Annotated in this window: 22 protein-coding genes; 6 read left to right on the forward strand and 16 right to left on the reverse strand. The window is 62.6% G+C overall.

The features are described from left to right. Nucleotides 1-61: 61 nt before the first annotated feature. The 5 genes from yajD to sppA all read right to left on the reverse strand — a co-directional run bounded on the left by yajD (nucleotide 62) and on the right by sppA (nucleotide 5,653). Entirely contained in the window at nucleotides 62-406 is a 345-nt protein-coding gene (gene yajD, locus ABLU95_RS17215) for an HNH nuclease YajD (RefSeq protein ID WP_002901254.1), read from the reverse strand. A gap of 160 nt (nucleotides 407-566) precedes the next feature. Then, nucleotides 567-1,820: a glycoside hydrolase family 18 protein gene (locus ABLU95_RS17220; RefSeq protein WP_032452507.1), complete on the reverse strand. Its 1,254-nt coding sequence runs from the start codon at nucleotides 1,818-1,820 to the stop codon at nucleotides 567-569. Nucleotides 1,821-1,990: 170 nt separating this feature from the next. Further along, complete coding sequence (pncA, locus tag ABLU95_RS17225; RefSeq protein WP_348880051.1) at nucleotides 1,991-2,632, reverse strand: bifunctional nicotinamidase/pyrazinamidase; 642 nt, start codon at nucleotides 2,630-2,632, stop codon at nucleotides 1,991-1,993. Between the two features lie 9 nt (nucleotides 2,633-2,641). Continuing rightward, nucleotides 2,642-3,661: an asparaginase gene (gene ansA, locus ABLU95_RS17230; RefSeq protein WP_023289277.1), complete on the reverse strand. Its 1,020-nt coding sequence runs from the start codon at nucleotides 3,659-3,661 to the stop codon at nucleotides 2,642-2,644. A gap of 138 nt (nucleotides 3,662-3,799) precedes the next feature. Next, the gene (gene sppA, locus ABLU95_RS17235) at nucleotides 3,800-5,653 is read right to left on the reverse strand and encodes a signal peptide peptidase SppA (protein ID WP_004203792.1); all 1,854 of its coding nucleotides are present in this window, start codon (nucleotides 5,651-5,653) and stop codon (nucleotides 3,800-3,802) included. Nucleotides 5,654-5,819: 166 nt separating this feature from the next. Between sppA and ABLU95_RS17240 the strand changes: the two genes are divergently transcribed. Then, nucleotides 5,820-6,371, forward strand: a complete 552-nt coding sequence (locus ABLU95_RS17240) for an NAD(P)H nitroreductase (RefSeq protein ID WP_004176531.1) — start codon at nucleotides 5,820-5,822, stop codon at nucleotides 6,369-6,371. Between the two features lie 534 nt (nucleotides 6,372-6,905). On the opposite strand, the gene phoC is transcribed toward ABLU95_RS17240, so the two are convergent. Then, on the reverse strand, nucleotides 6,906-7,652 hold the full coding sequence (phoC, locus tag ABLU95_RS17245) for an acid phosphatase PhoC (RefSeq protein ID WP_004203793.1): 747 nt from the start codon (nucleotides 7,650-7,652) through the stop codon (nucleotides 6,906-6,908). A gap of 225 nt (nucleotides 7,653-7,877) precedes the next feature. Between phoC and selD the strand changes: the two genes are divergently transcribed. The 3 genes from selD to ABLU95_RS17260 all read left to right on the forward strand — a co-directional run bounded on the left by selD (nucleotide 7,878) and on the right by ABLU95_RS17260 (nucleotide 12,027). Beyond that, nucleotides 7,878-8,921 carry a selenide, water dikinase SelD gene (selD, locus tag ABLU95_RS17250; RefSeq protein WP_348880054.1) on the forward strand — a complete coding sequence of 348 codons (1,044 nt, stop codon included), beginning with the start codon at nucleotides 7,878-7,880 and terminating at the stop codon, nucleotides 8,919-8,921. A gap of 4 nt (nucleotides 8,922-8,925) precedes the next feature. Then, the gene (locus ABLU95_RS17255; protein WP_348880055.1) at nucleotides 8,926-10,872 is read left to right on the forward strand and encodes a DNA topoisomerase III; all 1,947 of its coding nucleotides are present in this window, start codon (nucleotides 8,926-8,928) and stop codon (nucleotides 10,870-10,872) included. A gap of 174 nt (nucleotides 10,873-11,046) precedes the next feature. Further along, a complete protein-coding gene (locus ABLU95_RS17260) occupies nucleotides 11,047-12,027 on the forward strand; it encodes an NAD(P)H-quinone oxidoreductase (RefSeq protein WP_348880057.1) in 981 nt (326 codons plus the stop codon). Between the two features lie 43 nt (nucleotides 12,028-12,070). Here ABLU95_RS17260 and gdhA read toward each other — a convergent pair whose 3' ends face one another. Together gdhA and ABLU95_RS17270 are read right to left on the reverse strand one after the other, a co-directional pair. Continuing rightward, complete coding sequence (gene gdhA, locus ABLU95_RS17265) at nucleotides 12,071-13,414, reverse strand: NADP-specific glutamate dehydrogenase (protein ID WP_348880058.1); 1,344 nt, start codon at nucleotides 13,412-13,414, stop codon at nucleotides 12,071-12,073. A 182-nt stretch (nucleotides 13,415-13,596) separates the two neighbouring features. Then, nucleotides 13,597-14,007: a pyrimidine (deoxy)nucleoside triphosphate diphosphatase gene (locus ABLU95_RS17270; protein ID WP_101992733.1), complete on the reverse strand. Its 411-nt coding sequence runs from the start codon at nucleotides 14,005-14,007 to the stop codon at nucleotides 13,597-13,599. 86 nt (nucleotides 14,008-14,093) lie between these two features. Here ABLU95_RS17270 and ABLU95_RS17275 point away from each other — a divergent pair, with 86 nt between their 5' ends. Then, nucleotides 14,094-14,708, forward strand: coding sequence for a CDP-alcohol phosphatidyltransferase family protein (locus tag ABLU95_RS17275; protein WP_032452514.1), 615 nt, complete (start codon nucleotides 14,094-14,096; stop codon nucleotides 14,706-14,708). A 51-nt stretch (nucleotides 14,709-14,759) separates the two neighbouring features. On the opposite strand, the gene ABLU95_RS17280 is transcribed toward ABLU95_RS17275, so the two are convergent. The 7 genes from ABLU95_RS17280 to ABLU95_RS17310 all read right to left on the reverse strand — a co-directional run bounded on the left by ABLU95_RS17280 (nucleotide 14,760) and on the right by ABLU95_RS17310 (nucleotide 21,374). Next, a complete protein-coding gene (locus ABLU95_RS17280) occupies nucleotides 14,760-16,067 on the reverse strand; it encodes a sulfurtransferase (protein WP_044522400.1) in 1,308 nt (435 codons plus the stop codon). Between the two features lie 93 nt (nucleotides 16,068-16,160). After that, nucleotides 16,161-16,793, reverse strand: coding sequence for an ATP-binding cassette domain-containing protein (locus tag ABLU95_RS17285; RefSeq protein ID WP_065882984.1), 633 nt, complete (start codon nucleotides 16,791-16,793; stop codon nucleotides 16,161-16,163). After that, on the reverse strand, nucleotides 16,793-18,328 hold the full coding sequence (locus tag ABLU95_RS17290; protein ID WP_065882985.1) for an ABC transporter permease subunit: 1,536 nt from the start codon (nucleotides 18,326-18,328) through the stop codon (nucleotides 16,793-16,795). The genes ABLU95_RS17285 and ABLU95_RS17290 overlap by 1 nt, the downstream gene beginning before the upstream one ends. Beyond that, on the reverse strand, nucleotides 18,301-19,479 hold the full coding sequence (locus ABLU95_RS17295) for an ABC transporter substrate-binding protein (protein ID WP_348880119.1): 1,179 nt from the start codon (nucleotides 19,477-19,479) through the stop codon (nucleotides 18,301-18,303). The genes ABLU95_RS17290 and ABLU95_RS17295 overlap by 28 nt, the downstream gene beginning before the upstream one ends. A gap of 2 nt (nucleotides 19,480-19,481) precedes the next feature. Further along, nucleotides 19,482-20,042, reverse strand: a complete 561-nt coding sequence (locus ABLU95_RS17300) for a carboxymuconolactone decarboxylase family protein (RefSeq protein ID WP_032452523.1) — start codon at nucleotides 20,040-20,042, stop codon at nucleotides 19,482-19,484. Beyond that, nucleotides 20,039-20,749, reverse strand: a complete 711-nt coding sequence (locus ABLU95_RS17305) for a TVP38/TMEM64 family protein (protein ID WP_023289290.1) — start codon at nucleotides 20,747-20,749, stop codon at nucleotides 20,039-20,041. Before ABLU95_RS17305 ends, ABLU95_RS17300 begins: the two co-directional genes overlap by 4 nt. After that, nucleotides 20,736-21,374: a TVP38/TMEM64 family protein gene (locus ABLU95_RS17310; protein ID WP_348880120.1), complete on the reverse strand. Its 639-nt coding sequence runs from the start codon at nucleotides 21,372-21,374 to the stop codon at nucleotides 20,736-20,738. The genes ABLU95_RS17305 and ABLU95_RS17310 overlap by 14 nt, the downstream gene beginning before the upstream one ends. Here ABLU95_RS17310 and ABLU95_RS17315 point away from each other — a divergent pair. Continuing rightward, a complete protein-coding gene (locus ABLU95_RS17315; RefSeq protein WP_023289292.1) occupies nucleotides 21,306-21,449 on the forward strand; it encodes a hypothetical protein in 144 nt (47 codons plus the stop codon). The genes ABLU95_RS17310 and ABLU95_RS17315 overlap by 69 nt on opposite strands. A gap of 155 nt (nucleotides 21,450-21,604) precedes the next feature. On the opposite strand, the gene xthA is transcribed toward ABLU95_RS17315, so the two are convergent. Then, complete coding sequence (gene xthA, locus ABLU95_RS17320; protein WP_023289293.1) at nucleotides 21,605-22,411, reverse strand: exodeoxyribonuclease III; 807 nt, start codon at nucleotides 22,409-22,411, stop codon at nucleotides 21,605-21,607. Between the last annotated feature and the right edge of the window lie 306 nt (nucleotides 22,412-22,717).

Raw genomic sequence — 22,717 nt, forward strand, 5'->3', positions numbered from 1 at the left:
GGTGATCCGGCGCCGGACAAGGGTAGCGTCAACGACCGCGCCCGGCGGTCAGTCGCTTCGCTTACTTTTTATTCATCATCGCTTTCAGGTCGGCAAACGGGTTGTAGGTGGCCTCGCCGACGCTCTTTTGCGCATCTTCGCCCGCTACCACCGTGGAGCCATACTGATCGGCTTCGGTGTACTTGGAATGTTCGTGATCGTGACAGTAAAGGCACAACATCTCCCAGTTGCTGCCATCTTCCGGGTTATTGGAGTGGTCGTGATCGATATGGTGCACCGTCAGCTCGCGCAGATTGGAGTAGACAAACTCCCGTGAGCAGCGTCCGCATACCCAGGGAAAGAGCTTGAGCGCCTTTTCGCGGTAACCCACTTCCAGACGTGCGTAATTTTTGGGGATATAGGCCATGGCCCCCTGCCTCCTGTCAAACGGTTAAGCTGCGCCAGCCCCTGGCGCAGCGGATAACAGGCATCATAACCTATCCCGGGCGGCGCGATATACCTGCATTGCCGGCGATGCTGCCTGCGTCACGCCGCCCGGCGGCGGCGATGCGGCGGAACAGCCGCGATTAGTGTTTGATCCCCAGCGATTCCGCCAGCTGGCGGGCCAGCTGGTTCTGGTCATCGGCGCCATACTCCCAGAACATCGCTCCGGCGAGGCCTTTCGCCTTGATGTAGTCCGCTTTAATGGCCACCGAGCGCGGGTTCTCGTAGGAGAGGGCGAACAGCGGCTTGCCCTCCGCGGACTGCACCGACAGCCACGGGACTTTCGCCTCATCGTCCCAGTGCTCGGTAAAGCGTTTCTGCGGATCGTTGAGCAATTTGCCCACGATATCATTGTATTTCACGTAGGTGTCTTTGCTCAGGTCATAGCCCAGCGAGGCAAACAGCGCGATCTGCTGTGGACCAAAATAGGGCTGGGTGACCGGGTTCTTTTGCGCATCCGCTTTACTCCAGTCAATCCCCGGCTCGACCGCCCGTTTCGGCACCCGGCCATAAAAACCAATTCCGAGGTTCATCTGGCTGGGTTTAAGCCCGGCGGCCAGGTAATTGTTGACCACAAAATCGGCGCTGTATTTATCCGCCGCGGCGACCGTCGGCCAGTGGCTGGAGTCATACAGGTTCGAGTTGAAGTACTGCGTGCCGTAGGCCATGTCGTAGGTCATCAGGTTGATGTAGTCGAGCGATGACGCAATCGCTTTAACGTCCACCCAGCTTTTCGGGCTTTCGGCGTTGGCGCCCACGGCGATAGTGACCAGTTTCCTGGTACCAAACGCTGCGCGCAGCTCTTTTAACAGCGCGGTAAAGTTATCGCGATCGGCCGGTTGACTGGCAACCAGCCCCCAGGCGCCGTTGACCGGAAACTCCCAGTCGAGGTCAATCCCATCCAGACCATATTTTTCAACAATTTCCTGCGCAGACTGAATAAACACCTTCCGGGTTTCTTTGCTTGCCGCCGCGCCGGAGAAACCGCGCGCCCCCCAGCCGCCGACCGACAGCAGGACTTTGAGGTCCGGGTTCTGTTTACGCAGGGCCGGGAGCTTTTGCAGATCCGCCTGCACCTTCGGCGACAGCCAGATCTCGTGCAGATGAGCAGGATCCTTCAGGGCTGCGTTGGTCTCGTCTTTTTCATCGTTATAGATAAGGCCAAACGAGTAGTTGAGATGGGTGATCTGCCGGACGTCCAGCTTGTCGATATCCCCGCCCGGCCCGGCAGTGACATCGCCGCCGCCGTTGAAATAGCCGACGGACATCAGCGGTTGGGCAGAGAGCGCGGAAGCGCAAAGCAGGGGCAAGGCTGCCAGCAAGGGCAAACGTTTCATAGTGGTTCCTCTTTGACTTAAAAAAATAACCGCGCCACGGAAATGGCGTGGCGAAAAAACAGCCTTGCCAGACTACCAGCAATAACCTGTTGAAACTGCGAGAGAGTTCAATTTATGGACGATAGCGAAGCGGCACAAGAAGCCCCGGCGCGGGCGCGCCGGGGAAGGGATCAGGCGTGGGTTTCCCGCCAGTCGTCGAGGGTATAGAGCGTGGCGCCTGCGGCGGCCATCTCCATAAACGCCTGGCTGCTGTCCTGCGGCTGAAGATTCACCCCGCGGCAGCCGTCGGTGATGACGTTGACCGCGTAGCCCAGCGCCAGGGCATCCAGCACGGTGAACTTAACGCAGTAATCGGTGGCGAGGCCGAGCACGGTCAGCTCCACGATCCCCTGACCACGCAGCCAGCCGTCCAGTTCAGTTTTCTGCCGGTGACCGTTGTCAAAAAAAGCGCTGTAGCTGTCAATGACCCGGTTTTGCCCTTTGTGGAACACGGCGGCGATGACCTGCTTCTTGAGCAGGGGATGCAGCGCCGCGCCTTCGCTGTGCTGAACGCAGTGATCCGGCCAGAAAGTTTGCGCCAGGCCATCCAGGTCGCCCACGGTGTAGGGCTCCACCTGGTGCTGGCTGGCGAAGCTGCCGTGATCCGCCGGGTGCCAGTCCTGGCTGGCGACGATGGGCTCGCCGCGCGCCAGGCTCCAGTCGATAAGCGCATTGGCCACCTCGACGGTACTATCGCCTTCAGGAACCGCCAGCGCGCCGCCGGCGCAGAAGTCGTTCTGCAAATCAACCAGTAACAGCGCTCGATGCGCCATACGTCCTCCTTAAGCTTCGTCAGGGGTCAGTTCGCCACGCAGATTCTGCTGCATCGCCGCGCGAATGGCGTCAACGTCCAGCTGCTGGCTCAGCAGATAGTGTAGCTTGGTCAGCGTCGCTTCCACCGTCATATCGAAACCACTGATGACTCCCGCCTGGGCGAGGGCATTGCCGGTGGCATAGCCGCCCATGTTCACTTTCCCGGACATACACTGCGTCAAGTTGACCACCACAATGCCGCGCTGGCTGGCTTCCGCCAGCACCTGAATAAACTCGCCATTCTGCGGCGCATTGCCGACGCCGTAGGAGCGGAGGATCAGCGCTTTCACCGGCTGGCGCAGGAAATTACGCACCACGTCGGCGGAGATGCCGGGGTAAATCGTCACCACGCCAATCGGCTGCGGGGTGATGGGGTGCACGATAAGCTCACCGCGGCCCTGCGGCGCCGGCGGGGTACCGAGACGGCGGATATGGATCCCGGCCTCCAGCAGCGGCGCGAGGTTTGGCGAGGCGAAGGCGTCAAAGCCGTCGGCATGGGCTTTAGTGGTACGGTTGCCGCGGAACAGCCGATTGTTGAAGAACAGCGCCACTTCGTTAATCGGATAGTTGGCGGCGACGTACAGGGCATTGAGCAGGTTGATCTGGCCGTCGGAGCGCAGCTCGGCCAGCGGGATTTGTGACCCTGTCACAATCACCGGTTTGCCGAGGTTTTCCAGCATGAATGACAGCGCAGAGGCGGTAAACGCCATGGTGTCGGTACCGTGGAGGATCACAAAGCCATCATACTCCTCGTAATGGCTGCGGATATCGTCGGCGATGTGCTGCCAGTCCTCAGGGGTCATATCGGATGAATCCATCAGCGGATGGTATTCATGGATCGTGAAGTCCGGCATCTCCGGGCGATGGAACTCAGGCATCAGCGCCAGCTGACGCTGGAGATGGCCGGAAACGGGTACATAGCCGTGTTCAGAGCGCTGCATACCGATGGTCCCACCGGTGTAGGCAACGTAAATCGATTTTTTTTGCATAGCATCGCTTAGGTTGGTCGTAGACAGGCGCAGTATAAAGAGACGGAGGAAAAAATACAGTGTTGGCCGCTCGCTTTGTGGCGGCGCTGGCAGGTGCGGAAAAAAGGCTGCCCCGGGAGACGGGGCAGCCGCTGCGTATTAACGGATGTTGGCGCAGGTCAGGCAGAAGGCATAGCGGTTCTGCGGGTCGTTAAACGCCGCCAGCTTGTCGCTTTCGGCTTTCACCGTCTCGGCTGCCGCGGCCACCGGCGCAGGCAGCCAGGCCTGAATGGCGGCCGGCAGCGAGGCGCGTACCGAACCGGTCAGGCTGTCCAGCACCATCGAGAAGAAGGTGGGCTCTTCCTGATAGTAGTTGAGGTGCCAGGTTTTCAGCTTCGCCAGCTCGGCGGCCTTGGCCACCGCGTCGTCGAAGTCGCCGAGGCTGTCGACAAGACCGTTGGCTTTGGCATCTTCCCCGGTCCAGACGTGGCCCTGGGCAATCTGGTCGATTTTCTCCGGCGTGCTCTTACGCGCGTTAGCTACCAGGGTGATAAAGCGTTGATAGCCGTTCTCAATGCTCAACTGCATCAGCTGCTGCACTTCCGGCGGCAGCGCTTTGGTGCTGGAGATATCCGCCAGCGGCGACGTGGCGACGCCGTCGGTATGGACGCCAATCGACCCGAGGGTGTTTTCCACGGTGTTGATCACCCCAAAGATGCCGATGGAGCCGGTGAGGGTGCTTGGGTTCGCGACAATGTAGTCCGCCGGCGTGGAGATCCAGTAGCCGCCGGAGGCCGCCATGCCGCCCATTGAAACGACCACCGGTTTACCCGCGGCTTTGGCCGCCGCCAGCTCTTCGCGAATGATTTCCGAGGCGGTCACGCTGCCGCCCGGGCTGTTGACGCGCAGGACGATGGCCTTAATTTTCGGGTCGAGGCGCGCATCGCGAATTTGCGCAGCGGTGGTGTCGCCGCCGACGTTGCCCGGGGTCTCCTCGCCGTCCATGATGGCGCCGTTGGCGAAGATCACCGCGATGGCGGAACCCTGGTCAGACGGTGTCTTCACGTTGTAGTCGTAATAGCTGATCGCCCGGTAATTGTTATCCGCTTTGCTCCAGCCAAACTGTTTGGTCAGCGCCTTTTCCACTTCCGTGGAGGTCGCCAGCTCATCCACCAGCTTATTGTCCAGCGCATATTTCGCCGTATCGCCGCCCACCTTACGCAGGCCATCGATAATGCCCTGGGCGCCCGGGAAGAGCTGCTGGGCGGTGATCTGCCGGTTGGCGGCGATGGTGTTGAGGTAGTTCTGCCACAGTTCGCCAATCCAGCGGCTGTCCGCTTCGCGGGCGGCAGGGGACATGTCATCGCGAATGAAAGGCTCGACGGCGGATTTATAGGTGCCGACGCGGAAGACATGGGTGGAGACTTTCAGCTTATCCAGCAGCGACTTGTAGTACAGCCCGTTGGTGGCGAAGCCGTGCAGGTCCACCTCGCCCTGCGGAGAGAGCCAGATTTTGTTGGCAAAGCTCGCCAGGTAGTACTGGCCCTGGCTGTAGCTGCTGCCGACGGCATACACCGGTTTGCCGCTGTCGCGGAATTCGCGCAGCGCTTTACCGATGTACTGCATGGAGGGCTGATCGCCGCCGACGAAGTTTTTCAGATCCAGCACAATACCGGTGATATTACGGTCATCCTTCGCCTGACGGATGGTCTGCACGATATCGAACAGAGAATTCTCCTGCAGACGGTCCGAGCTGGCGCCAAACAGTTGGCGGCCAATTACGCCGAGCTTGCTGCTGGCGGACGGTTTATCCACCACCACGCCGGTAATATCCAGCAGCAGCGCGCCGCGCGCGGCATGTTCGCTGGTGGTACTGCTGAACTGGCTCCAGATGCCGATACACACCAGCACCAGCACCAGGAAGATCGCATTGAGGGCCAGTTTGCGAATAAAGTTGAGTATCCGCCACGTCCATTTAAAAAAGCTGGCAATCAGTCGCCAAAGGGTTCGCATGTATTCTCCCTAACGTTATCTAAAAATGGGCAGGCCGCAGGGGCCGCCGCGTCTGGCTATCCTAAAGAGTGAGCCGTCGGTTGTCAGCAGGAATCACCGACCGCGCTGTAACAAAATCCTTGTGCATGTTAATTTTATGAAAAATGACATCACAGGAGTTATACAGATGGATGCTCTCGACCTACTGCTTAATCGCCGCAGCGCTTCCCGCCTGGCGGAACCGGCCCCGGCCGGCGAACAGCTGGAAAACATTCTGCGCGCCGGGCTGCGCGCCCCGGATCATGGCACCCTGCAGCCGTGGCGCTTTTTCATTATCGCCGATGACGGCCGCGAACGCTTTAGTCAGCTGCTGGAAAAGGGGGCCCGGGAGGCCGGCCAGGATGAGAAGGGCATAGAGAAAGCCCGCAATGCGCCGTTTCGCGCGCCGCTGATCATTACCGTAGTGGCGCGCTGTGAAGACCACCCGAAGGTGCCGCGCTGGGAGCAGGAGATGTCCGCTGGCTGCGCGGTGATGGCGATGCAGATGGCGGCCCTGGCCCAGGGATTCAACGGCATCTGGCGCAGCGGAGCATTGACCGAGAGCCCGGTGGTGCGGGCCGGCTTCGAGTGCCGCGAGCAGGATAAAATCGTCGGCTTCCTCTATCTGGGCACGCCGCAGCTGAAAGCCTCAACCACCATTGCCCTGCCGGATACCGCGCCGTTTGTGACGCGATTCTGAGTCAGCGCGTGTTACGCCGGGTGGCGGCTGCGCCTTACCCGGCCTGGAGGGTCCGTGCAGCCAGCCGTTAATTTACCCACTTGTGCGACTGAAACTGCCGGTGCTGGCGGCCTCAAAATCGCTGAGACGTTCCCGGAAGGCCGGGGCAGCCCGCATGGATGCGGGCTGAGGGCCGTGTTTTGCACGGACGCTGCCTCGGCCCGACCCGAAGCCTGCAGGGATAAGTCGAAGGGACCACGCAGTGGCGATTTTGCTGGCCGGAGCCCGGGGGTACAGGGGGCGGCGGCGACTGGCCGCCCCCTGTGCGCTCCCTGCGCCATGCCAGACATAACGCAGAAGACATATCGGGAGCGCCATCTGCCCGGACATAACACAGGAGTGGTAGCCCTGCTAAGCGCAGCGCGAGCAGGGAAATTTACGATTGCGCCGTTATTTCGCCGGGTGGCGGCTCGCGCCTGACCCGGCCTGCAGCCCCAAAGGTAGCCCGGACAAGGCGCGCCAGGCGCCGCCTCCGGGAATGCAACGGCGCTGACGTTACTTCTGCGTTTTGGCGAATTCGTCTTTGGCTTTCTGCAACTGCTGCTGGAAGGCCGGGTTGGTGTGCAGCGTGGCGACCACCGCGGAGCCGACGATGCGCGCCGCATCGACATCGCTCTGCCAGTGATAGCCGCAGATCACCCTGCTCTCGCCGAGCTCATAGCCGCGCTTCAAAATTTCGTTCTGCCGCTGCGGGTTGATCTCCGCCAGCACCAGGGCGGTGGCCCAGCCGATGGAGGTATGCCCGGATGGGTAAGAGCCGTTTTTCGCCAGCTTGTCCTGCTCGGTGGTGTTGCAGGTGGAGACACCGTAGAAGGCAAACGGGCGAATGCGCATATACTTCTCTTTCGCGCCGCGGGTCGCCAGATCGCCGGCGTCTTCAATCATATTGGTCAACAGCTTATGGAGCTGCGGCGCGTCCTTTTCGGTGATCGGCGAGCCAAAGGCGCTGGAGAAGGCGTTAGCCACGCCGCCCGCGCTGAGGTTGGCATCCTCTGCCGCCAGCTTCCCGCGCTCGGTGTTGCGCAGCAGGCGCCCCTGCTCATACATCGCCTGATCGTTTAAGAACGCGATACTGCCCACCGCCGGCGGCGGCGGCAACAGCGCCAGGCTGTCGATGGCCTGGGCATTGGTCAGATAGTAGAGATCGGGCTTGGTGGTGACATCGTTACCGGGGGGAACCAGCGCGAAGGCGTTAACGGAGAAGAAACTGGCCAGGCAAAGGGCAAGAACACGCTTTTTCATTAGAATTTCCTTACGTCATAATCATTCCAGAGAAGACAGTCCTGGGTTGTCACATTTCTGTCATCTTTAAGTAAAAGTGAAAATGGTCGGGAAAAAATTGCCGCGTCTCGCAAAAACGGCTTTTTGTCTGCTTAATGAGCAACCATACGCGATTTCAGACTGTCGTACTTACCACCCTGACGTTTGGGCGCTAACATAGCGGGATTGCAATGACAGGAGATGTCCATGAGCGAGCAAGCCATTCGTTTAACGCAATACAGCCACGGAGCCGGTTGTGGTTGTAAAATTTCCCCGAAAGTGCTGGAAACCATCCTGCATAGCGAGCAGGCGAAGTTTGTCGACCCGAACCTGCTTGTCGGCAACGAAACCAGCGATGATGCCGCCGTTTACGATCTTGGTAATGGCACGTCAATCGTCAGCACCACCGACTTCTTTATGCCGATTGTCGATAATCCGTTCGACTTTGGCCGCATTGCCGCCACCAACGCCATCAGCGATATTTTCGCCATGGGCGGGAAACCGATTATGGCGATTGCCATTCTCGGCTGGCCGATCAACACCCTGGCGCCGGAAATCGCCCGCGACGTGGTGGAGGGCGGGCGCTTTGCCTGCCAGCAGGCCGGGATCGCGCTGGCGGGCGGCCACTCCATTGACGCTCCGGAGCCAATCTTTGGTCTGGCGGTCACCGGCGTGGTGCCCACCGAGCGCATCAAGAAAAACAGCACCGCGCAGGCGGGCTGCAAACTGTATCTCACCAAACCGCTGGGGATCGGCGTGCTGACCACCGCGGAGAAAAAATCGCTGCTCAAGCCAGAGCATCAGGGGCTGGCGACGGAGACCATGTGCCAGATGAACCTCGCCGGCGCCGCGTTTGCCGCTATCGACGGGGTGAAGGCGATGACCGACGTCACCGGCTTTGGCCTGCTCGGCCACCTCAGCGAGGTGTGCCGCGGGGCCGGCGTGCAGGCGCAACTGCGCTATGCCGATATCCCGAAACTGCCGGGGGTGGAGGAGTATATCGCCGCCGGCGCGGTGCCGGGCGGCACCGGGCGCAACTTTGCCAGCTACGGCCATTTGATGGGCGAGATGCCGACGGCGTGGCGCGATCTGCTGTGCGACCCACAGACCTCAGGCGGTCTGCTGCTGGCGGTGACCCCGGAGGCGGAGGCGGAAGTCCAGGCCGCCGCGGCGGAGTTCGGTATTAAGCTGGCCGCCATCGGCGAGCTGGTGACCGCCCGTGGCGGGCGATCGATGATCGAGATCCGTTGATTCGATGCGGTTGTTTATTGCAGAAAAACCGAGTCTCGGTCGGGCTATCGCCGATGTGTTGCCTAAACCGCACCGCAAAGGCGATGGCTATATTGAGTGCGGCAACGGGCAGGTGGTGACCTGGTGTATCGGTCACCTGCTGGAGCAGGCGCAGCCGGACGTCTATGACAGTCGCTATGCCCGCTGGAATCTCACCGACCTGCCGATTGTGCCGGAGAAATGGCAGCTGCAGCCCAAACCTTCGGTCACCAAACAGCTGAATGTGATCAAGCGCCTGCTCGGCGACGCCGAGGAGGTTATCCACGCTGGCGACCCCGACCGTGAGGGCCAACTGCTGGTGGACGAGGTCCTCGACTACCTGCAGCTGGCGCCGGAGAAGCGCCAGCAGGTGCAGCGCTGTCTGATAAACGATCTCAACCCGCAGGCGGTGGAGCGGGCGATCAACCGCCTGCGCGCCAACAGCGAGTTTGTGCCGCTTTGCGTGTCGGCGCTGGCGCGGGCGCGCGCCGACTGGCTGTACGGCATCAATATGACCCGGGCCTATACTCTGCTGGGGCGCAACGCCGGCTATCAGGGGGTGCTCTCCGTGGGGCGGGTGCAGACCCCGGTGCTCGGCCTGGTGGTGCGCCGCGATGAAGAGATTGAAAACTTCGTCGCCAAAGATTTCTTCGACGTCAAAGCGCATATCGTCACGCCGCAGGAGGAGCGCTTTGTCGCGACCTGGGTGCCGAGCGAAGCCTGCGAACCTTACCAGGATGAAGAAGGGCGCCTGCTGCATCGTCCGCTGGCCGAGCACGTGGTTAAGCGTATCGAAGGCCAGCCGGCGCTGGTGACCGGCTATAACGATAAGCGCGATTCCGAACCCGCGCCGCTGCCGTTTTCGCTGTCGGCGCTGCAGATTGAGGCGGCCAAACGTTTCGGCTTCAGCGCGCAAAATGTGCTGGATATCTGCCAGAAGCTGTATGAAACCCACAAGCTCATCACCTATCCGCGTTCGGACAGCCGCTACCTGCCGGAAGAGCATTTCGCCGGCCGCCATGCGGTGCTGAATGCGATTGCCGTCCATGCGGCGGATCTGCTGCCGCAGCCGGTGGTGGATCCGGAGATCCGCAACCGCTGCTGGGATGATAAAAAGGTCGACGCGCACCATGCGATTATCCCGACCGCCCGCAGCAGCCAGGTCAAACTCACCGATAACGAAGCGAAGGTCTACACCCTGATCGCCCGGCAGTATCTGATGCAGTTCTGCCCTGACGCGGTATTCCGTAAATGCCAGATTGACCTTGAGATCGCCAACGGCAAATTTGTCGCTAAAGCGCGTTTTCTGGCCGAGGCGGGCTGGCGGACGCTGCTTGGCAGCAAAGAGCGCGATGAAGAGAACGACGGCACGCCGCTGCCGGTGGTGGCCAAAGGCGATGAACTGCTGTGCGAGAGGGGCGAGGTGGTGGAGCGCCAGACGCAGCCGCCGCGCCACTTTACCGACGCCACGCTGCTGTCGGCGATGACCGGGATTGCCCGCTTCGTGCAGGATAAAGATCTGAAGAAGATCCTCCGCGCCACCGACGGCCTCGGCACCGAAGCAACCCGCGCCGGGATTATCGAACTGCTGTTTAAGCGCGGTTTCCTGAGCAAAAAGGGGCGCTATATTCACTCCTCGGAGGCCGGAAGGGCGCTGATTCATTCCCTGCCGGAGATGGCCGGGCGACCGGACATGACCGCCCACTGGGAGTCGGTATTGACGCAAATCAGCGAGAAACAGTGCCGCTATCAGGACTTTATGCAGCCGCTGGTGGGGACGCTGTATCAGCTGATCGAGCAGGCGCGCAGCACGCCGGTGCGCCAGTTCCGCGGTCTGGTGGCGCCTGGCGGGGCGAAAAAATCCTTCAGTAAGGGCAAAGGCAAAGCGAAAGGCAAAAAAGCGGCAGACGATGCCGCGCCGTCGCCGCAATAACCCGCCCGGCGGCCGCGAGGATGTGCTTCCCCGCGGCCGCCGTTTCTCCCCTCGCCAGGTCAATGGTCTACACTAAACAGCCGGGAAGGGGTTGACGACCCCCTCAGAACAGGGATGCCCATTGCCCTTCCCGATGCCGTTGCTCATTTCTCTCCCAGGCGATAAGGAGGACCCGTGAAATATATCGCTATCAGCCAACCGGGTGGCCCGGAAGTATTGCAGATCCGCGAAGGTGAGATCCCCACCGTCGGGGAGCATGAGGTGCTTATCGAAGTGAAAGCGTCGGGCGTCAACCGGCCGGATATTCTGCAGCGCCAGGGGCTGTATCCCATGCCTGAGGGCGTCACCCCCGTGCCCGGCCTCGAGGTGGCGGGCGTGGTCGTGAAGGTCGGCGCGCAGGTCACGACCTTTGCCCCCGGGGATCGCGTCTGTGCGCTCACCAACGGCGGCGGGTATGCCGAATACTGCGCCGTCCCGGCAGGCCAGACGCTGCCGATCCCGGCGGGCCTCAGCTTTAGCGAAGCGGCCGCCATTCCGGAAACCTTCTTCACCGTGTGGGCGAACGTTTTCCAGCTCGGTAAGCTGCAGTCCGGCGAGAGCATTCTGATCCACGGCGGCGCCAGCGGGATTGGCACCACCGCGGTCCTGCTGTGTCACGCGCTGGGGATGAGCGTCTATGCCACCGTCGGCCAGGACGAAAAAATTGCCGCGCTGCGACCCTACGCCACGGCGATCAACTACAAAACCGAAGATTTCGCAGAGAAAATTCACCAACTGACCAACGATGAAGGGGTGGATGTCATTCTGGATATCGTGGGCGGCCCTTACTTTAACCGCAACCTGGGGCTACTGAAAAAGGATGGACGGCTGGTGATCATCGGCTTTATGGGCGGGCGAATCGCTCATGAGGTGGATATTCAGACCCTGATGCTCAAGCGGGCCACCGTCACCGGCTCCACCATGCGCGGCCGGACGGCGGCGGAGAAACAGGAGATTGCCGAGGCGCTGCGGCGCCACGTCTGGCCGCTGCTTGAGGCAGGGAAATGCAAGCCGATGATCTACGCCAGCTACCCGATGGCGGAGATTGCCGAGGCGCATGCCTGTCTGGACAGTGGTCAACATCTGGGGAAAGTGGTGATCACGATGACGTCGTGAGACGCCTCCCGGCGGGCAGCCGCCGGGAGGGCGTCAGGGGAGGTTAAATCACGCCCTGGGCCAGCATGGCATCCGCCACCTTGACGAAACCGGCGATATTGGCGCCGCGCACGTAGTTGGTCTGCTTCGCTTCACCGCCGTACTGCACGCAGGCATGGTGGATATCCAGCATGATGTGATGCAGACGGGCATCCACTTTTTCCGCTTTCCAGCCCATGCGCGCGGCGTTCTGCGCCATCTCCAGACCGGACGTCGCCACGCCGCCGGCGTTGGCCGCTTTGCCCGGGGCAAACAGCACGCCAGCTTCAAGGAACAGATCGGTCGCGGCGATGGTGGTCGGCATGTTGGCGCCTTCCGCCACGGCCTTCACGCCGTTGGCAATCAGCTGGCGGGCGGCATCGACGTCCAGTTCGTTCTGAGTGGCGCAAGGCAAGGCGATATCCACTGGCACTGACCATGGCTGCTGGCCTTCGAGATAGTTGAGGCCAAACTCGCGGGCGTAGTCGGCCACCCGGCCGTGGGCACGCTCTTTGATGTCGATCAGGCGGGCCAGTTTTTCTTTGGTGAAGCCCGCCTCGTCAACGACGGTGCCGTTGGAGTCGGAGGCGGTGACCACCCGCGCGCCAAGCTCCATCGCTTTCTCAATGGCGTATTGCGCGACGTTGCCGGAGCCGGAGACCGCCACGCGAGCGCCTTCGAAGCCCAGACCGTGACGTTTGAGCATCGCTTCGGTGAAGTAGATCAGGCCGTAACCGGTAGCTTCCGGACGGATCAGGCTGCCGCCGAAGGAGAGGCCTTTACCGGTGAAGACGCAGGCGCTGTTGTTAGAGAGTTTGCGCATCATGCCGGCCATAAAGCCGACCTCGCGGCCGCCGACGCCGATATCGCCCGCCGGTACGTCGGTATCCGGGCCAAGATGGCGATAGAGCTCGGTCATCAGCGCCTGGCAGAAGCGCATCACTTCGCCATCGCTCTTGCCCTTAGGATCGAAATCGCTGCCGCCTTTCCCGCCGCCCATCGGCAGGGTGGTCAGGGCGTTTTTGAAGGTCTGCTCGAAGCCAAGGAATTTGAGAATCGACAGATTCACCGACGGATGGAAGCGCATCCCGCCCTTATACGGGCCGATGGCCGAGTTGAACTGCACGCGCCACGCGCGGTTGACCTGGACCTGATTGCGGTCGTCCACCCACACCACGCGGAACTGGATCACGCGCTCCGGTTCCACCAGACGTTCCAGCAAAGCAAGCTGACGATAGCGCGGATTTTCCTCAAGGAAAGGCCACAGGGTGGTCATGACCTCCCGGACGGCTTGAGCAAATTCGGTTTGATGAGGATCGCGCTGTTGAACGCGGGTGAGAAAGCCTTCCAGAGTGCACGTCTGATCCATAGATATAAGTTCCTCTTATGGTTGTGGTTGCGTGTATTTATTATGATTCGGTCCTTGAAAAAACCGATTTTCCGACTATAACACCGCTAATCCTTAGGCAAGCAAGGAAAAATTAAGCCGTCAGCAAAATTTATAATTGCCCGCCCGTCATAACTAAAAACGATGACGAGGCGGCGAGCGGATCAGCGGGGAGAAAGGGACGGGCGCTGGGCGATAAAGGCGTGCAGGAGGGGGATATCGGCCGGGGCGAGATCGAGGGTTAAGGCGTCGGCAGGAAGGCACCAGCGCAGCTGGCTGTGATAGTGGGCCAGCGGCACGCCCTGAAAGTTCGGTACCCACCAGGCGTGCAGATGGATCTGGCGACCGGAGACTTCCCGCTGATGGCTGGCGATATAGCATGCCGGGTGGGCGATGATGCCCATCTCCTCCCGCAGCTCCCGGGCCAGCGCCTGCGGCTGGCTTTCACCCGACTCCACTTTGCCGCCGGCGAATTCCCACATTCCCGGCTGGTCGGCGTGGGGCGGGCGCTGCGCCAGCAGAATTTTGCCATCCTGTTCAATAATGGCGGCGACAACTTCAATCATTTTTAGCATAAGCATCAACGTTAATAAGACCAAACTGGCCTATTATCACCGCCATAGACCTTCACTGACAACCGCCAACTCTGCTGGAGACCCCCGTGCTTGATAGCCACTTGCATCCTCGCCTCAAACCTCTGCTTAACGCTGCCGCCGGCGCGCTTGACCGCCCGGGCATTTCGCCAGACGGGCTGACGCTGCTCGGTTTTGCCATCGGCGCGCTGGCTCTGCCATTTCTGGCATTAGGGTGGTATGGCGCGGCGCTGGCGGCCATTCTTCTCAACCGCCTGCTGGACGGCCTGGACGGCGCCCTGGCGCGGCGGCGCGGGCTTAGCGACGCCGGCGGTTTTCTCGATATCTCACTGGATTTTCTCTTCTATGCCCTGGTGCCGTTCGGTTTTATCCTGGCGGATCCGCAAAATAACGCCCTGGCGGGGGGCTGGCTGCTGTTTGCCTTTATCGGCACCGGCAGCAGCTTTCTCGCCTTTGCCGCGCTGGCGGCAAAGCACCAGATCGCCAATCCCGGCTATGCCCATAAATCGCTGCACTATCTCGGGGGGCTGACGGAGGGGACGGAGACTATCCTGCTGTTTGTCCTCAGCTGCCTGTTTCCGGCGCATTTCGCCTGGCTGGCGTGGCTGTTTGGCGCGCTATGCTGGCTGACGACGGCGACGCGTATCGCCAGCGGCTACAGGACCTTAAAGCGGGTGGCGTGAGCAGAAAATCGCGCGTCGCCGGCAGGGGGCGACGCGCGCGGGTGGGACGCGTTACTGACTGCTTTCCGGGCCGCGTTCTCCGCGGGCGACCGGATTGTGCGGGTTGCTGCTCCATTCGTACCAGCCGCCGTCATAGACGGCGACGTGCGGCCAGCCCATGGCCCGGGCATACATGAAGGTTTCCGAGGCCCGCCAGCCGGTCCCGCAATAGAACGCCACCTGCTGGTCAGGCAGGATGTTCCACTGGCGCCACAGGGCGGCGATATCGTCGGCGCTGCGCATGGTGCCGTCCGGGTTATGGAAGTCTTCCATGTGCGTGGAGTCGCTTCCGGCATGGCCCCAGCGGGCGCCGGCGATGTCGCCCTTCGGTTTGATATAGCTGTAGCCGCTGGTGGTGCCGATAAACTCCGGCCACGAGCGGACGCTGACCAGCGAGGCGTCCTGGCGATGCAGCAGACCGCGGGCCTGCCCGGTATCCAGCATCAGCTGCGGCTGGCCGGGGATCGGCGCGCCAAAATCCGGCGCCGGCTGCGGCGTCGGCGGCATGCCGCGCGCCACCGGCAGACCGGCGTCGGACCAGGTCTGCCAGCCGCCGTCCAGCAGGCGCACGTCTTTGACGCCGGCGTACAGCATGATCTGCGCCACCCGCGCCGCGGCGTAGACGTCGCGACCGTAGAGGATCACCGTGGTGTCATGGCGGATGCCGTGCTTCGCCAGCATCGCCTTCAGCTGCGCATCGGAGACTTTATTCCACAGCGGTTCGCTCTCCACCTCATTGGTGTCGATATAGCCCGCGCCCGGGATATGGCTCAGCAGATAGAGCTTCGGCGCTCCCCAGGCGGCCTCAAACACTTTCCAGTCGCCGGCCGGGGCGGCAGCCACGCTCTTCCCTTGCTGCAGATCGTGTAGCCACTGCGGGTAGACCAGCTGTTCAAAGTGCGGCAGCTTTTGCAGACGGTCGCCCTGGCTCAGAGCGTCGCTCAGGACGTTGAGCCGGGTGAAGCCCGCTTGTTTCAGTCGCGCCGCGACGCTGGCGTTATCCTCAGGACTGCCGTACAGCGCGATGGGGGTATCGGGCTGGAGCTGGTGTTGTTTAGCCCAGCTGTGGAGCTGCTCGTCGCTCATGGCGCCGAGCCAGCGGGCGGAAAGGTTCAGCGCCTGCGGCTCATGCCCTTCCGGGCCGTTGACGTGCTGCGGCCAGCCGTTGTAATAAGCGCTCAGGCGGGTGTCGATGGCCACGCCGTGCTGCTGTTGCAGATGGGAGAGGGTGAGCGCTGGCATGGTTTCAGCGGCGCAGGTGGTGGTGGCAGCAAGCCCCATGAGCAGGGCGAGTGCGGTCAATTGAGAAACACGTTTCATCGAAATGCCCGACGGTAAAAAGTGGAGGGCGTATTCTCCGCTTGCCAGGCGTTGATTTCTTTGCGGTAACGCAGGTTTGCACGCTATTGCGCTTCATTGCCAGCGCTCCATCGCCAGGCACCGCCCCGTCGGCGGACAGTCCTCGCGATCGTGGGTCACCAGGATCGCCGGAATGGCCTGGCGGGCCAGTTCCTCAAATACCCAGCGACGGAACGCGGCGCGCAGGGTCGCATCCAGGCGGCTGAAGGGCTCATCCAGCAGCAGCGCCTCGGGGCGCGCCAGCAGGGCGCGCAGCAGACTCACCCGCGCCCGCTGTCCGCCGGAGAGCGTGGCCGGGTCGCGCGCGGCGAAGCCATGCAGCCCGGCGCGACTGAGCGCCTGCTCCACCGCGGCTTTTCGCGCCTCGCCGCGCACGCTTTCCGGTAGCGCCAGCTGTAAATTTTGCCCGACGCTGAAATGGTCGAACAGCAACGGGTCCTGAAACAGGATGCCGATGCGCCGGCGCTCCGTTGGCAGCGTATCGCAGCGCCGCTCGTTGAGCCACAGCTCGCCCTCGGCGCGGAAGTCGCCGGCCAGAGCGCCAATCATCCATGCAAACAGCGTCGATTTTCCGCTGCCGGAAGGGCCCATCAGCGTCAGCACTTCACCCGGGGCCACCGAGAAGGCGACCTCCCGCAGCAGCGGCTGACGTTTCACGCTCAGGGTCAGATGGTTTACGGTTAGCACTAGCGAAGTCCTCGTCGATAGCGGCCCGCCAGCCAGGCCAGCAGGGACGTCAGGGTAAAGCATACCGCCGGCAGCAGTAATTGCCACAGCGCCTGGGCGGCGAGCGTCTGCGCCTCGCCGCCGCTGCTGAGCGCCACCGCCTGGCTGGTAAGCGTCGGGATACGGCCTGCCCCCAGCCATAGCGTTGGCAGATACTGCGCAATGCTCACCGAGAAACCCACCGCCAGGGCGGTCAGCAGCGGGCGGGTCAGCGAGGGCAGGGTCAGCAGCCAGAAAATACGCGTGGGATCCCAGCCGAGCGTGCGGGCGATCACCGCCATCCGCGGATCGCGCTGGCGCCAGGCCGGGCGCAAAATAAACAGCATCCACGGCACCACCCACAGCAGATGGCCCCACAGGACGGTCCACCATTCGCCGTCTAGCCAGGCGTACAGCGCCAGCCGGTACTGGCCGTCGGCCAGCGGCAGGGCCGGCAGCACCAGCGGCAGCCAGACCCAGCCATCTCCCCGCGCCGGGCCGCAGGCCAGCCACAGCAGGCAGACGGCCGCGCCGAGGGCGCAGGCCGCCAGCGCCAGACCAAGGCTGTTAATCAATGCCTCGGTCTGCGGCGGCGCCGAGCGCGCCAGCCCCGCCAGCAATAGCGCGCACAGCAGGCCGCTCAGCGGCAGGGCTCTCGCCAGCAGGCGGCCGGGCAGGGCGTGGGGATGGGGATGCCGAACGCCGCGCAGATCGGGCAGGCGTCGACGCTGTAGCCGCCATCCGCCCCAGGCGACCAGCGCCAGCCCGCCGAGGATCGCCAGCAGCAGCAGGCTGGCCAGCGCCCCTTTCGCCTGCTGCAGGTCATCGCCCTGGCTTAACCACTGCCACGCCAGCACGGCGAGGGTGGGCGGATTGCCGGGCCCCAGCACCAGGGCGACGTCTACCGTCGACAGGCTCCAGGCCGCGGCGGCCAGCAGCACCATGCCGAGGGCGGGCAGCAGCCCAGGCAGCACCAGCCAGCGCAGGCACTGCCAGCGGCCGTAGCCGAGGCTCTTTAGCGCTGTCGCCTGGTCGGCGAGGCGCGCCTCCCCCAGCAGGCCGTAGATCACCCACAGCACAAAGGCGCTCTCTTTCAGGGCCATCGTCAGGCCAAGCCCGATGCCGTACCGGTCGACCGGCGGCGTCAAAAACGGCAGCCGCTGCCAGATCCAGCCGCCTTCGGCGAACAGCAGCAGCGCCGCCGTCGCCAGGGCTAGATGGGGCACCGCCAGCAGCAAGGGCAGGCGGGAAGCCAGTCGCCGCCAGCGGGCCGAAGGCCAGAGGGCGGCGACGATGGTCAGGGCGATCAGTAACGCGCCGCCGACGGACAGCAGCGTGGAAACAAGGGTGGCGGCCAGCGCCTGGCCCAGCTGCGGGTCGGCGAACAGCGCCCGCCAGTGGACCGGGGAGAGCGCCGGCCACACCAGCCCTGCGGCGGCGGGGAATAAGGGCAGATAGATTGCCGCCATCGTCCCCCAGGCCAGCAGAATCAGTGGGTACCGTAGCGGCGCAGCCATTCCTGCTCCAGTGCGTCAACCCACGCCGCGTGCGGCTCGGCAAGCACCGGCGGCAGATCCTGCGGCAGGGTGGCCGCCAGCGCCTGGCGCTGCTTGTCAGGTAGACGCTGCGGGTCCAGGACGCTTGGATCGCCCCAGACGGCGGCATCCGCCTTGCGCAATTGCGCCTCAGGGGAGAGCAGGAAATTGGCCACCACTTTGGCGGCGGCGACGGCGCGCGCGTTGGCCGGAATAGTCACGAAATGAACGTTGCCAAGGGTCCCTCCGGTAAAGCCGAAGCTGTAGCTGTCCGCCGGTAACTCCCCGCTGTCGGCCTTCTGCCAGGCATGGAGCGGATTAAACGTCAGCGACAGGCGGAGGATGCCCTGGTTGAGCATGGCGTCCATCCGCGCCGGCGACGCCGGGAAATCCTTGCCCGCCCGCCACAGCGTCGGGTGCAGCGCATCGAGATAGCGCCACAGCGGGGCGGTGACCGCCGCGAAAGTCGCCGTCTGCGGCGGCTGGCGCAGGGCGGCAGGCTGGTCGGTGAGGGCGATCAGCAGCTGCTCCAGCAGGGCGGTACCGGTGAAGTCCGGTGGCCGCGGGTAGGTTACGCTGCCCGGATGGGCTCTGGCGAAGGCCAGCAGCGCCTGCGGACTGGTGGGAGGCTGCGGGGTTTGTTCGCGGCGGGCGATAAACGTCAGCTGGGCGCTGCCCCACGGCGACTCGGCGCCCTCGGTGGCGACAGAAAAATCTTCCTGAACCGGCTTTTGCCGATCGACATAGCGCCAGTTGGGCAGCGATTCGGCCCAGCCGGAGAGCAGCAGGTTGGCCTGTTTTAGGGTGTGAAAGTTTTCGCCGTTGATCCACAGCAAATCCACCGAACCGCCGCGGCGACGGCCAGCCTGCGCCTCAGTCTGGATGCGTTTCACCGCGTCGGCGGCGTCGGCGATGGGGACAATACGCAGGTCGATCGCGTAGTGGCGTTTGACCTCCTCGCTGACCCACGCCAGATAGCGGTTAACGGCCGGGTCGCCACCCCAGGCGTTAAACCAGACGGTCTGGCCACGGGCTTCCGTCTGGGTCTGCCGCCAGCTGTCGTCGGCATTCACCACCAGCGGCCAGAGCAGCAGCAGGTACAGACAGAGGCTGAAATCACGCAAACGGCGCATCATTACTCCTTATTGTGCGGGGAAGAGGGGGGGATCTTGCACAGCCCCTGGGCCGGGATCGCCATCGCGGCGTTGAACCGCGCTGATAAATTTTGCAGACCAATCAGGGCGGTCAGCTCGGTGAGCGCCCGGGCGTCAAAATGCGCCGCCATCGCGCTGCGCAGGGCATCATCCACCTCCGGCGGCGTCTGGCTGGCGGCTTCGGCATAGGTCAGCGCCAGACGCTCTTGCTCGCTAAATAGCGTACTGTTGCGCCAGTCGGCGACCGCCAGCAGTTTGTCGCGACCTCCGCTCCGCGCCGCGAGGGTCATGCTGGTGATATCGATGCAGAATTCGCAGTGGCACAGCTGGGCGATGCGGGCGCTGACCAGCGAGCGCAGCACCGGATCCAGCGGCGAGCGGCGGCGTTCAATATAGCCCACGAACAGCGAGACCAGGTAAAACAGCCACGGGATCCGCCCCCACCAGCGAATGGGGCTCAGCACCTGGCCGTAATGACGACGGTGCAGCCAGGCCTGCGGACGAAGGATCAGGGGGACAGTATCCAGCGGGGGTAAGCTCATGGCGACGATCTCTTATGACGTTCACGGTAAATATTTTTGGCGATGGAGATGACCACCGCCAGGGCAAAAAGCAGCGAAAGGCCAGTGGCCAGCCAGAAGGCGCCTCCGGTCAGCAGGCTCCCGGCCCAGGAATAGACGATGGTCGCCGGCAGCTGTCCCACGCCGGTGGCCAGCATAAAGGGCCAGAAGCGCAGCGAAGTCAGTCCGGCGGCATAGCTGACCGGATCAAAAGGGACAAACGGCAGCAGGCGACAGACCAGGATCGTCTGCGGGCCAAAGCGGGCAAAATAGCCGTCGACGCTGCGCAGCACCGTGCGGCCGGTGAGTTTCTCCACCACCTCGCGCCCCAGCGCTCTGGCGATGCAGAAACAGAGCCCGGCGCCGACCATGGCGCTGAACCACGACAGCGCGCCGCCCCAGAAGGCGCCGAACAGCGCGGCGTTCGCCAGGGTGATCAGGAAGGCCGGCAGCGGGGCGACGATCGCCTGGAGGATCATCAGCGCAAAAGAGACCAGCGCCGCCTGCGCCCCCCAGGCGGCGATAAAGTCTTTAACATGCTGGGGATCCAGCGACGCTAGCGCCGTCAGGCTGTGCTGCAGAAAGGCTCGCCCGCCAGGGAACCACAGCCAGGCGGCCAGAGCGGCAACGGCCACCACGGCGAGGGCCAGCCGGGCGCGGCGCAGGTGACGGCGATCAGGTCGGGTCATGGCGCACCTCCTCGCCGGGCGTTGCCACACGGCGGGCGCGGGCAAACCGTTTGCCCATCTGCACCAGGGCAAACAGCAGCCCGCCAGCGAGGCTCAGCTTGAGCGCGAAGGCGAAGGTCGCTCCCTCGCGAGCCAGTTCGCTGGCCATCACCGAATAGATCACCAGGCCCGGCAGGGTGGTCACGGCGGAGATCAAGGTAAAAGGCCAGAAGGGGATCGCCGTCAGGCCGTAGGCGTAATTCTGAATGTTGTAGGGAAAGAGCGGCACCAGGCGGGTGAGGATCAGAAAATCGCTGCCGCTGCGGGCGATACCGCGCTCAATGGCCTGGTAGACGGCGGTATGGCCCACATAGCGCTGCAGCAGATCGCGCCCAAGCCAGCGGGCGATCAAAAACGACAGCGAAGAGGCGACAGTGGCGGCGGCAAACGAGAGCAGAGAGCCGGTCAGCGGGCCGAAGAGTATTCCGCCGGCGATCACCAGCAGGCTGCCGGGGATCAGGCACAGGGTGGCAATGATAAATAGCGCTGCATAGACCAGATAGCCCCAGGCGCCCTGATGGCGCAGGGTCTCCTGCAGCAGATGCAGGTGAGTCAGCAGATCGTGGAGACCGACGCGGTGGCTGATAACGGCCAGCGTGGCCGCCAGCGCGATGAGTCCCAGCCCTTTACCAATGGCCGGATGATGGCTTCTTTTTCATGAAGGGGTCTCCTGTACAGCCTGGACGCGGTGGACATTAAAAAGTGCGCGCGACAGTATCCTGTTCAGACGACGGCCACAATGGTTTACCGTCGCTTTGTTGATTTTGCTCAGGAAATTCTGCCCCCCGCGCGGCGGGAGGCAGGTCAGGACGTGGCTTACGGCCGGAAGGTGGCCCATACCGGCGCGTGGTCGGATGGTTTTTCCATCCCGCGGATCTCATAATCGATTCCGGTCTCCACGCAGCGCTGGGCCAGAGGCTGGCTGGCCAGCAGCAGGTCGATGCGCAGCCCGCGGTTATCGTCGAATCCTTTGGAGCGGTAATCAAACCACGAGAAGTGCTCCTGATTGTCCGGGTTAGCCTGACGCCAGGTATCCACCAGGCCCCAGCCCAGCAGACGGTCCATCCATTCCCGCTCTTCCGGCAGGAAGGAACATTTGCCGGTGCGCAGCCAGCGTTTGCGGTTCTCTTCACCGATACCGATGTCGAGATCGGTAGGGCTGATGTTCATATCGCCCATGATCAGCACCGGATTCTCTTTATTGAGCTCGGTCTCCAGATAGTTCTGCAGATTCTGATAGAACGCCGCTTTGGCCGGGAATTTGGTCTCATGATCGCGGCTTTCACCTTGCGGGAAATAACCATTAATCACCGTAACGTTACCGAACGGCGACGGGATCTCGGCCATGATGATGCGGCGCTGAGCCTCTTCGCCATCGTCCGGGAAACCGCGGCGGACGGCAATCGGCGTCTCTTTGGTCAGCAGAGCGACGCCATAATGGCCTTTCTGGCCGTGATAAAAGACGTTATAGCCGAGTCTGGCGACCTCTTCGAGAGGGAACATATCGTCGTGAACTTTGGTTTCCTGCAGGCCAATCACGTCCGGCTGGTGCTTTTCGACGATGGCGGCCAGTTGGTGTGGGCGGGCGCGCAGGCCGTTGATATTAAAAGAGACGAATTTCATAGTCGCTGCCACTGTGCAAGGTGAATAGTGCAGGGATGGTAGCAGAAATTCGCCAGGCTGGCTGCCATCCGATGCGTCATTCTGCCAATCGCTGCGCATGAGCGTGCCGTGGGTGCCCCTTTTGCGGGCACGCCGCGCCAAAAAAGGGCAAATAGCTACGATAAATTTCGCAGAAGATCACAATTACAGAATTATATCTTACCTTTGCATAACTTATCTTCTTTAATCACTGTTCATCCCCCTTTATCGGATACTTATTCACTAAGTATGCATTTTATGTGAATAGCGCCAGGTTGTAACTCATTG

This window comes from Klebsiella sp. GG_Kp146, from assembly GCF_040061975.1.
Taxonomy (GTDB): domain Bacteria; phylum Pseudomonadota; class Gammaproteobacteria; order Enterobacterales; family Enterobacteriaceae; genus Klebsiella; species Klebsiella quasipneumoniae.

Bases quoted from the DNA above. Each gene is read 5' to 3' on its own strand.
- yajD (WP_002901254.1), bottom strand. From the start codon at position 406: ATGGCCTATATCCCCAAAAATTACGCACGTCTGGAAGTGGGTTACCGC.
- ABLU95_RS17255 (WP_348880055.1), top strand. From the start codon at position 8,926: ATGCGGTTGTTTATTGCAGAAAAACCGAGTCTCGGTCGGGCTATCGCC.
- ABLU95_RS17240 (WP_004176531.1), top strand. From the start codon at position 5,820: ATGGATGCTCTCGACCTACTGCTTAATCGCCGCAGCGCTTCCCGCCTG.
- gdhA (WP_348880058.1), bottom strand. From the start codon at position 13,414: ATGGATCAGACGTGCACTCTGGAAGGCTTTCTCACCCGCGTTCAACAG.
- selD (WP_348880054.1), top strand. From the start codon at position 7,878: ATGAGCGAGCAAGCCATTCGTTTAACGCAATACAGCCACGGAGCCGGT.
- ABLU95_RS17300 (WP_032452523.1), bottom strand. From the start codon at position 20,042: ATGAGCTTACCCCCGCTGGATACTGTCCCCCTGATCCTTCGTCCGCAG.
- ABLU95_RS17305 (WP_023289290.1), bottom strand. From the start codon at position 20,749: ATGACCCGACCTGATCGCCGTCACCTGCGCCGCGCCCGGCTGGCCCTC.
- ABLU95_RS17295 (WP_348880119.1), bottom strand. From the start codon at position 19,479: ATGCGCCGTTTGCGTGATTTCAGCCTCTGTCTGTACCTGCTGCTGCTC.
- phoC (WP_004203793.1), bottom strand. From the start codon at position 7,652: ATGAAAAAGCGTGTTCTTGCCCTTTGCCTGGCCAGTTTCTTCTCCGTT.
- xthA (WP_023289293.1), bottom strand. From the start codon at position 22,411: ATGAAATTCGTCTCTTTTAATATCAACGGCCTGCGCGCCCGCCCACAC.
- ABLU95_RS17290 (WP_065882985.1), bottom strand. From the start codon at position 18,328: ATGGCTGCGCCGCTACGGTACCCACTGATTCTGCTGGCCTGGGGGACG.
- sppA (WP_004203792.1), bottom strand. From the start codon at position 5,653: ATGCGAACCCTTTGGCGACTGATTGCCAGCTTTTTTAAATGGACGTGG.
- ABLU95_RS17270 (WP_101992733.1), bottom strand. From the start codon at position 14,007: ATGCTAAAAATGATTGAAGTTGTCGCCGCCATTATTGAACAGGATGGC.
- ansA (WP_023289277.1), bottom strand. From the start codon at position 3,661: ATGCAAAAAAAATCGATTTACGTTGCCTACACCGGTGGGACCATCGGT.
- ABLU95_RS17315 (WP_023289292.1), top strand. From the start codon at position 21,306: ATGGCGCAGGGTCTCCTGCAGCAGATGCAGGTGAGTCAGCAGATCGTG.
- ABLU95_RS17280 (WP_044522400.1), bottom strand. From the start codon at position 16,067: ATGAAACGTGTTTCTCAATTGACCGCACTCGCCCTGCTCATGGGGCTT.
- pncA (WP_348880051.1), bottom strand. From the start codon at position 2,632: ATGGCGCATCGAGCGCTGTTACTGGTTGATTTGCAGAACGACTTCTGC.
- ABLU95_RS17220 (WP_032452507.1), bottom strand. From the start codon at position 1,820: ATGAAACGTTTGCCCTTGCTGGCAGCCTTGCCCCTGCTTTGCGCTTCC.